Genomic DNA, 9,841 nt, shown 5'->3' with positions numbered 1-9,841 from the left:
GCGGTTATTGATCCCAGCGAAACTCACGATTATCAGCCAGGCTGGACCATGGTCGGCGGTGGCGTTTTTTCTGCTGAAAGCACCCGTCGAACCGCAGAATCGGTCATACCGAAAGGCTGCAGCTGGTATCAGGCGTCTGCCGAATTCGTTCAGCCCAACGCGCAGACGGTCTTGCTTTCGGACGGCGACTCGGTCGGTTACAGTCGCCTGGTTATTGCGCCCGGTTTGGTGCTCAACTGGGGTGCCATTGAGGGCCTTGAGGACACCCTTGGTCAACACGGTGTCACGTCTAATTATCGTTACGATCTTGCTCCCTATACCTGGTCACTGGTTCAAGAATTAGAGACAGGTAACGCGGTTTTCGTTCAGCCCCCGATGCTCATCAAATGCGCCGGTGCGCCTCAAAAAGCCATGTACTTGTCGGCAGATCACTGGCGCCGTAACCATCGGTTGGACAGTATCAATGTTTCTTATCATTCGGCCGGGAAGGTGCTCTTTGGCGTTGAAGATTACGTTCCCGAACTTCAACGATACATCGATCTGTACGGGATTGATCTCTGCTTTGAAGAGCGGCTACTGAGCGTTGACGGCCCGAACCGAACTGCGCGATTCCTGAAAACAACGGTTAGCGGGGAGCACCAAATTGAGGTGTCCTTCGACATGCTTCACGTCGTGCCTCCTCAATGCGCTCCTTCGTTCATCGAGGAATCCGGCCTGGCCAATTCTGAAGGCTGGTTAGACCTTGATTCGGAAACACTTCAGCACAAACGGTTTCCCGCGATTTTCGGCCTGGGAGACGCAAGCGGCACACCTAACTCCAAGACGATGGCGGCGGTAAGAAAGCAAGCCCCGGTTGTTGCTCAGAATGTCGTGCACTCGCTTCATGATCTCCCGCTTTCCGCAGCGTACCTCGGTTATGGGTCCTGCCCGCTGACCGTCGAGAGGGGCCGCATCGTTCTGGCTGAATTCGGCTACGGTGGCACGCTTCAGCCCAGCTTCCCGAAATGGATCAATGACGGCACCAAAGCGACACGGATGGCCTGGTTTCTGAAAGCCAAACAGCTTCCCTGGCTCTATTGGAACGGGATGCTAAAGGGTCGTGAATGGATGGCTGCGCCGGCCACCCGTGAGGCTTAAGGGAGGTAAATTGTGAAAAATCCTGGTGCCTACCTGCCGATCATCAACTGGCTGAAAGGCTATGGTTCAGATGCGTTGATCAGCGATGGCCTTGCAGCGATCATCGTTACTCTCATGCTCGTCCCCCAGGCTTTAGCGTATGCCCTGTTGGCCGGACTGCCACCTGAAGTTGGCCTTTACGCCAGCATGATTCCTCTGGTGATCTATGCCCTGTTCGGCACCAGTGCGACTCTCGCAGTAGGCCCCGTGGCGGTCGCATCTCTGATGACCGCTTCTGCGCTTGGTGGTATTGCCGCGGTTGGATCCCCGGAATACGCTGGTGCAGCATTAGTTCTGGCCACACTTTCCGGGCTGATACTGTTCGCCATGGGCCTGATGAGACTCGGGTTTATGGCCAACTTCCTGAGCCATCCGGTAATCTCCGGCTTTGTAACAGCATCGGGCATACTCATTGCCGGTAGTCAGCTTGGCCATATTCTGGGTATCGAAGGTGGCGGTCACAATCTCATAGAAATGGTAGACGGTCTCCTCAGAGATTTGCCCGCAACGAATCTCGTTACGCTGGCAATCGGTGGTGGCACGCTTATCTATCTTTTTCTTTGCCGGAAATACCTGAAACAAACGCTCCCGGGTTTTGGACTGTCTCACCGGGCTGCCGATTTGTTTGCAAAAGCAGCACCTGTTTCAGCGGTCATCGTCACAACTGCCCTGGCCTGGCAATTCAACCTCGGGAGTGACGGTGTAAATCTGGTTGGCCAGGTGCCTAGCGGGCTTCCCAAAATCAGCCTTCCACCTCTGGAGTTCGACATCTGGGCGACTCTGGTTCCGGCCGCCATTTTGATCAGCCTGGTGGGGTTTGTGGAATCTGTTTCCGTCGCTCAGACCCTGGCAGCAAAAAGACGTCAGAGAATTGATCCGAACTCTGAGCTGATAGCACTCGGGCTTGCCAACGTGGGCGCTGGCGTCAGCGGTGGCTCGCCGGTTTCTGGTGGTTTCTCACGTTCTGTCGTGAACTTTGAAGCAGGTGCACAAACACCGCTGGCAGGCATGTTCACGGCGGTCGGCATTGCCCTGGCTACTCTTACGCTCACGGGTGTGCTCGCTTATCTACCCAAGGCGACGCTGGCAGCCACCATCATGATTGCGGTGAGCACCCTGATCGATTTTGGGGCTATCCGTCGAACCTTTGACTACTCGAAAGCCGACTTCGTGGCGATGTTCGCAACGATCCTGCTTACGCTGGTCCAAGGAGTTGAAGCTGGCATCCTTGCCGGTGTCGGTCTTTCGATTGGCCTTTACCTTTACCGTACCAGTCGTCCGCATAGTGCTGTGGTCGGTCTGGTACCTGGTACCGAACATTTCCGGAATGTTGAGCGCCACCGAGTCGAGACAGATGATGAAACGGTCGTTCTTCGTGTCGATGAGAGTCTTTACTTCGCTAATGCCCGCTATCTGGAAGAAACCATTCTGGAGCTCATTGCCAGCAATCCAGGAATGAAGCATCTGGTTCTCGCATGTCAGGCCGTGAACGTGATCGACGCATCCGCCCTGGAGAGCCTGGAGGCAATCAACAACCGAATGATGGACTCCGACATTGCGTTTCACCTTGCTGAGGTGAAAGGCCCGGTTATGGATAGTCTGAGCCGAACGCATTTCTGCGAAGAGTTGTCTGGACAGATCTTCATGAGTACTTACCACGCGTGGAAAGCACTCGCTCATTCACCCTATTTGGGAAGAGACAAGCTACACGTGGCCGCAGCCTCAACCCAATAGCCTGACTACCTATGTGTCTACTGGAGTACGCGCTATGGAATTAGATCCCCTGATTCTTTCAAGAATCCAGTTCGCGTTTGTCGTGTCGTTTCACGCCATTTTTCCGGTGTTTACCATCGGCCTTGCTTCCTACATCGCGGTACTCGAAGGTCTGGCCTTCAAAACCGAGAATCCGTTGTGGGTAAAGCTTTCTGCGTTCTGGACCAAGGTCTTTGCCGTGGTATTCGGCATGGGTGTGGTGTCGGGCATCGTGATGTCGTTTCAGTTTGGCACCAACTGGAGTAACTTCGCCCAGGCGTCCGCCAACTTCCTCGGCCCCGTTCTCAGTTATGAGGTGGTTACAGCGTTCTTCCTCGAGGCAGCTTTCCTCGGGGTACTGCTGTTCGGCCGGGACAAGGTGCCCGCCGGAGTCCATCTGTTTGCGGCCATTATGGTTGCGCTAGGTACCTTTATCTCCTCCTTTTGGATTCTTGCAGCGAATAGCTGGATGCAGACTCCAGCAGGTGTTGAACTGCAGAACGGAGTTTTCCATGTAACTTCCTGGAGCGAGGCGATCTTCAATCCCTCCTTCCCGTATCGATTTGCGCACATGGGGCTCGCCTCTTTCCTGACCGGCGGATTTGTGGTGGCTGGAGTGAGTGCCTGGTATCTACTTCGCGGTCGCGAGGTCGAGGCTAATCGTAAAGCGTTATCCATGTGCCTATGGCTTTTGCTGTTTATTGCACCCGCACAAGTTGTGCTGGGCGATTTCCACGGTCTGAACACTCTGGAGCATCAGCCGACCAAAGTGGCGGCGATGGAAGGTAACTGGGAAACCTCCCGCAATGTGCCGTTGCTACTGTTTGCCATTCCCGACCAGGAGAATCAACAGAACCTTTACGAGATTGGTATTCCCAGCCTCGCCAGTTTCATTCTGACCCATGAGTGGGACGGTGAAGTGCCGGGCGTGAACGCGGTTCCTGTTGACGAGCAGCCGCCTGTGGCAATTGTGTTCTGGTCATTCAGGATCATGGTCGGCATCGGTATGCTGATGGTTCTGTTTGCTTTCACCGGATTAATTCTTCGCGCCGGGGGGAGGTACTTTCAAAAGCGTTGGTTCCTGCAGGGCATGCGCTTTATGACTATTGCACCTTTTATAGCAGTGCTAACCGGCTGGTTTGTCACTGAAGCCGGTCGGGCGCCCTGGCTGGTCTACGGCCAGATGACCCAGGCGGAAGCATTGACCCCGTCACTGACCGGCAGCATGGCTCTGTTCACACTCATCGGCTATGTCGTGGTCTACGCCATGGTGTTCTCCGCCGGCGTCTACTACCTGATGCGGGTACTCTACGTCGGTCTTGAAGATCACCACGGTGAAGACGAGCACGAGGCGGAACGTCCCAAGCGTCCCTTCTCTGCTGCCCATGTACCTCTGGAACCAGAGGAAGGCGAAATTTCAGGCAACACTGCGGGACAGGGAGCGCACTGACTATGGAACTGTTTGATCTGCCCCTCATCTGGGCATTCATTATCGGCTTCGGCGTCATCATGTATGTGCTGATGGACGGATTTGACCTGGGCGTGGGGATTCTTTTTCCCTTCGCCCCGAGCGAGGAAGGCCGGGACACCATGATGAACTCGGTGGCCCCGGTGTGGGACGGCAACGAAACCTGGCTGGTGCTGGGTGGCGCTGGCCTGCTTGCGGCCTTTCCGATGGTATACTCCATCTTCCTGCCGGCACTCTACATTGGTGTATTCCTGCTGCTGGCCGGGCTGATTTTCCGGGGCGTGGCGTTCGAGTTCCGGTTCAAGGCCCGCACGTCTCGCTACCTCTGGAACTGGGCCTTTGCTGGCGGTTCTGCTATTGCCTCCTTCGCCCAGGGCGCCGTGGTCGGGGCCTATATTCAGGGCTTTGAAACCGCCAACGGGGTTTATGTTGGCGAAGCGCTGGACTGGCTCACGCCGTTCACCGTGCTTACCGGCCTGGGCATGCTCGCCGGCTATGCCCTACTGGGTTCCACCTGGTTGATCATGAAAACCGAGGGTTACCTGCAGCAGTGGGCCTACAAGATCACCCTGCCATTACTCCTGGCGGTTCTCGTGGTCTTTGGCATCATCGGTGTCTGGACGCCCTTTGTGGATGAAATGGTCCGTGAACGCTGGTTTTCCAACCTGAGCATTATCTGGATTCTGCCCGTTCTGACTTTGATCTGTGCTCTTCAGATCTATCGTTCGGTTCGTGAACGCAGGGACGGAATGCCGTTCGTGGCTACCATGGGGCTGTTCATCACCACCTATCTGGGCCTGGTGGTCAGCCGCTGGCCCTACGTGGTTCCGCCGGAATACACACTCTGGGATGCCGCTTCCGCCTATGAATCCCAGCTGTTCCTGCTGTTGGGTCTGTTGTTCGTGATTCCGATCGTGCTGGCCTATACCGCCTGGACCTATTGGGTATTCCGTGGGAAGGTCCGCGCGGGCGAGGGATACCACTGAAGGAGCCTCAACACGAGCAAGACACGATTATGCGCTTTGACTTAAGTGGGAGCAGCGTTACCTGGCGTTGCTCCCAGATAGAGAGTTCATTGGGAGTAATAGCCCGTGTGGGATGAAAGATTCGATCGTGAAGACTATGTCTATGGCGAACAGCCCAATACATTTCTGACGGAACAGTGCCAAAAGCTGGAGCTAGCAGCAAACCCGGGGCCAGTCTTGTGCCTTGCCGAGGGCGAGGGACGTAATGCCGTTCATTTGGCCACCCTCGGGCATGATGTGACTTGCGTCGACTTGTCAGAGGTGGGCTTGAGAAAAGCGAAGCTACTTGCAGATAAGCATGGTGTGAGTATCAACACTGAAAAAGCGGATCTAGCGACTTACGAGACGAAAGCCAATTTTTATCAGGCAGTTGTTATGATTTTCGCCCACACCCCATCCGCGACTCGTCAACGCTCCCTCAAACAGGCAAGAAAAGCGCTGCGCCCGAATGGCTATTTGGTCCTCGAAGGTTATAGCACTGCTCAAATAGGTCGGGGGACCGGAGGGCCAGGTACCGCTGACATGATGTTTGATGAGCGGGAATTAAGGAGTATTTTTGCTCATGATGAAATTCTTCTGTGCCGGGCAATTGAGAGGGATATCCGCGAAGGGCAGTTTCATTCCGGCATCGGATCGGTGGTCCAGTTTGTCGCCAGGAAAATGGCACCGAGCTCGTGAGAAGCTATTCGCGTAGAGCCTCTCGCGCATTACATCCGCTACGATTCTTCAAAACAACGCGACATCAACCTTGATTAGGAGCCCAAACCATGAAAGAAGTTAGACAAACCACCCTTCCAATCGTGGAAATGGCAAAGGAAAACGAAGAATTCCGTCAGGTCCTTTGGACGGGAGAAAATACCCAACTCGTTCTGATGGCGATCCCACCGGGCGGAGAAATCGGAGGAGAAGTTCACGAGGGGCATGACCAACTACTATACTTCGTGGATGGCACCGGCGAAGCAACCATCGGAGAAACAACGGTGGATGTGAAAACGGATGATGTCAGCATTGTACCGTCCGGGGTGTACCACAATTTCCGCAACACGGGCAGTGAAATGCTGAAGCTTTATACGACCTACTGCCCTCCCGAACATGCGCCAGGGACTGAGCATGAAACAAAAGGAGAAGCGGACGCCGAGGAATCGTAACGATCCAATGTCGCGCTTTCGGTGCCGGAACTATCGCTCCGGGGGCGTGATGGCGACCGTCGTTTGCCAAGAACTCTTTCCTGAATGCTTGAGGTGTGGACATAGATATCTGCAACCCGTAACGGCAATCAGTCAGCTATCGACTGGAAATTCATGCCAGAGGCTGTCGGATCTTAACAGAAGCCATCAGTGATTCAGCAACAGAAGAGTTCAGACCAGACTTCATCACTAAAATCCACGATGCGTCCAACTCGATGAGACGGAACAGGATTGCCCAAATGGGACCTAAGCATTCACGCAAAAGTGCGCTCACTAGCAATCACTGGGGCACTTACCGGGTTTATACGCACAACGGAAAAGTAAGTGCATTAGAAGGTTTTGAGAAAGATCCTGACCCATCCCCCATTGGGCAAGGCATACTGGATACACTGAATGGTCCACTCCGTATATACAAACCAATGGTTCGCAAAGGATGGCTGGAGAGCCACCCGGAGAATTCAGGTGTGAAGCGTGGCGAAGATGAATTTATTGAAGTGCCCTGGTCCAGGGCGATTGAGCTCGTCAGCGGTGAACTTGATCGGGTTCGGAATCAGTATGGCAATGAAGCGATTTATGGTGGTTCGTATGGATGGGCCAGTGCCGGGCGGTTTCATCATGCCCCAAGCCAGCTAAAACGCTTTCTCAACACCATGGGAGGATTTACCAATTCTGTTAATTCCTACAGTTACGCGGCAGCTGAGGTTACGTTGCCTTATGTCCTTGGTGACTTTCACTCAATGGTCAATGGCGCTACCAGCTGGGAAGTTCTGAAAGATCATTGTGAACTATTTGTCGCTTTTGGCGGTGTCCCTATCCGGAATGGGCAGGTGACAAATGGCGGAGTTGGACGGCACGTCCAGAAACAGGGCATTCTGGCGGCCGCCGCTAATGGTTTGAATATTATTAATGTCGGGCCGATAAGATCTGACGTTCTCACAGAGGCTAACGCTGAATGGTACGCTATTCACCCTGGAAGCGATGTTGCCTTACTACTCGGCATTGCACACAGCCTACACGTGGACGGTCTCGTGGATCAGTGGTTTTTGTCCACGTACACAACAGGATTTGACGAGTTTCTCGAATATCTTATCGGATCTAATGATGGCCAACCGAAGTCCGCGACATGGGCGGCGGAAAAAACCGGGCTCACTGCCGCAAGTATCCGGGCCCTCGCTCTGGAAATGGCCAGCAAACGGACGATGATTTCGGTGAGCTGGTCACTCACCCGACAGGACAACGGCGAACAGCCATACTGGGCCGCGATTACAGTCGCCGCAATGCTGGGGCAACTCGGGACACCTGGTGGTGGTATTGGATTTGGTTACAGTGCCATTAATGCCATTGGTGCAAATTACCGCGGCATACCCGCCGCTTCTTTACCGCAGGGGATCAACCCCGTAAAGCGCTTCATCCCCGTTGCTCGAGTTGCCGACATGCTTCTGCAACCCGGAGAAACGTTTGAATACAACGGCACCACTGGAACCTATCCTGATATTGCATTGGTGTACTGGGCCGGCGGCAACCCTTTCCACCATCACCAGGATCTTGTGCGGCTAAGTAGAGCCTGGCAAAAACCTGAGACGGTCATCGTGCATGAATGGTGTTGGAACGCAAATGCGAGGCACGCAGACATCGTATTGCCAGTCGCGACTCCGCTTGAGCGCAACGATATCGCTGGATCCAGCCGCGATCCTTTTCTCATCTACATGCAAAAAGCCATTGAGCCGGTTGGAGAGAGCATGACTGATCATCAAATTTTCAGTCGGCTCGCAAAAATCATGGGAGTGGAAGAAGCGTTTACCGAAAAGCGAGACGAATCAGCTTGGTTGAAGGCACTCTACGACGAGACTCGTGAGAAAGCTAAAGCCAAAAGTATCGACTTGCCGACATTCGAAGACTTTACCGCTCGCGGCTGGTTTGAAAGCTCATCGCCCGAAGAGCCGCAGGTTTTTCTCAAGCACTTTCGAGACGATCCACTTCGCAACCCATTGAGCACGCCGAGTGGAAAAATAGAGATCTACTCACAACGGGTTGCTGATTTCCAATACGAGGAATGCCCGGGCTTCCCGTTCTGGAGCGAACCCAAAGAATGGGCTGGGCGGCGCACATCCAAATACCAGCTACACCTGATCTCGAATCAACCGAAAAATAAACTCCATTCCCAGCTTGATCACGGTGGCCAAAGCAGAAAGTCGAAAATCAATGGTCGTGAACCTGTCGTGATACATCCTAAAGATGCAGAAGAAAGGGGTATAGGCGACAGAGATTTAGTGCGCATATATAGTCCACGTGGCTCCTGTTTGTGCACAGCTGTAGTTAGCGATGATGTTCTTCAAGGTGTACTTCAGTTGAGCACCGGGTCTTGGTATGACCCGCCCGCAAGAAACGACCTGAACGTCTCATGCTTGCATAGCAATCCGAATGTGCTGACTCGCGACGAAGGTACTTCTCGCCTTGCCCAGGGGCCAAGTGCTTTATCGTGCCTTGTTGATATTGAAGTGTATCGAGGAAAAATTCCTTCAGTTAACGTCTTTACGCCCCCGGTAATTCGTAAATTTAGTTGAGAGTAAATACTTATCCGTTTCAAACCCTCAATCGAAATGTACTAACTCACCATGAGGGGAAGTATGAGCGATTAAGAACCTGGCTCCCCGGTGATTGACGTCAGGCCGGTAATCGCCCGTTTGACGGGCTCAGGGGCACCATGTTTAATTAAACACGGTGTATTGAATGCATGCTTTCAAAGCTGCACCGTTGAATCCGGAAAGTGATACAGCGAATAAAAACGGAAAGGAGGCACCATGAAGCGCAAAGCTAATGCACACTGGGAAGGCAGCCTTAAAGAAGGCAAAGGTACAGTTTCCACCGAAAGCGGAGTGCTTTCACAACAACAGTATTCGTTCAGAACCCGTTTTGAGGATGGCAGTGGAACCAATCCAGAAGAACTTCTCGGGGCAGCGCACGCGGGCTGTTTTTCCATGGCATTGTCCATGATTCTCGGTGAATCCGGTCATGTGCCCGACAGCATCGATACCAATGCCAACGTAACCCTGAGCGAGGGTAGCGATGGATTCGAAATATCGGCCATCCATTTTGACTTGACTGCGAAAATACCCGGCATCGACCGCGACAAATTCCTGGAAGCTGCCAACGCCGCCAAGATGAATTGCCCGGTTTCAAAAGCCCTGAAGCCAGAAATCACCATGGACGCCCGTCTGGAAGATTAGGGGAAA

General features: G+C 53.6%; 8 protein-coding genes. All 8 read left to right on the top strand.

Going from position 1 to position 9,841, the window contains the following annotated elements:
- Positions 1 to 1,137: FAD/NAD(P)-binding oxidoreductase (locus ACESMB_RS13320; RefSeq protein ID WP_372971787.1), on the top strand; the 1,137-nt coding region annotated here is incomplete at its 5' end.
- Between the two features lie 12 nt (positions 1,138 to 1,149).
- The gene (locus ACESMB_RS13315; protein WP_372971786.1) at positions 1,150 to 2,910 is read left to right on the top strand and encodes a SulP family inorganic anion transporter; all 1,761 of its coding nucleotides are present in this window, start codon (positions 1,150 to 1,152) and stop codon (positions 2,908 to 2,910) included.
- Between the two features lie 34 nt (positions 2,911 to 2,944).
- On the top strand, positions 2,945 to 4,378 hold the full coding sequence (locus ACESMB_RS13310) for a cytochrome ubiquinol oxidase subunit I (protein ID WP_372971785.1): 1,434 nt from the start codon (positions 2,945 to 2,947) through the stop codon (positions 4,376 to 4,378).
- A 2-nt stretch (positions 4,379 to 4,380) separates the two neighbouring features.
- A complete protein-coding gene (gene cydB, locus ACESMB_RS13305; protein WP_372971784.1) occupies positions 4,381 to 5,382 on the top strand; it encodes a cytochrome d ubiquinol oxidase subunit II in 1,002 nt (333 codons plus the stop codon).
- A 105-nt stretch (positions 5,383 to 5,487) separates the two neighbouring features.
- On the top strand, positions 5,488 to 6,099 hold the full coding sequence (locus ACESMB_RS13300; RefSeq protein WP_372971783.1) for a class I SAM-dependent methyltransferase: 612 nt from the start codon (positions 5,488 to 5,490) through the stop codon (positions 6,097 to 6,099).
- Positions 6,100 to 6,188: 89 nt separating this feature from the next.
- Entirely contained in the window at positions 6,189 to 6,569 is a 381-nt protein-coding gene (locus tag ACESMB_RS13295) for a cupin domain-containing protein (RefSeq protein ID WP_372971782.1), read from the top strand.
- 278 nt (positions 6,570 to 6,847) lie between these two features.
- On the top strand, positions 6,848 to 9,172 hold the full coding sequence (locus ACESMB_RS13290; protein WP_372971781.1) for a molybdopterin-dependent oxidoreductase: 2,325 nt from the start codon (positions 6,848 to 6,850) through the stop codon (positions 9,170 to 9,172).
- Between the two features lie 237 nt (positions 9,173 to 9,409).
- A complete protein-coding gene (locus ACESMB_RS13285) occupies positions 9,410 to 9,835 on the top strand; it encodes an OsmC family protein (RefSeq protein ID WP_372971780.1) in 426 nt (141 codons plus the stop codon).
- Positions 9,836 to 9,841: the final 6 nt, after the last annotated feature.

Origin of the sequence: Marinobacter sp. (assembly GCF_041686475.1) — a bacterium.
Taxonomy (GTDB): Bacteria; Pseudomonadota; Gammaproteobacteria; order Pseudomonadales; family Oleiphilaceae; genus Marinobacter.
The sequence above is the reverse complement of the archived record's forward strand: the minus strand, read 5'-3'. Positions and strand labels throughout refer to the sequence as shown.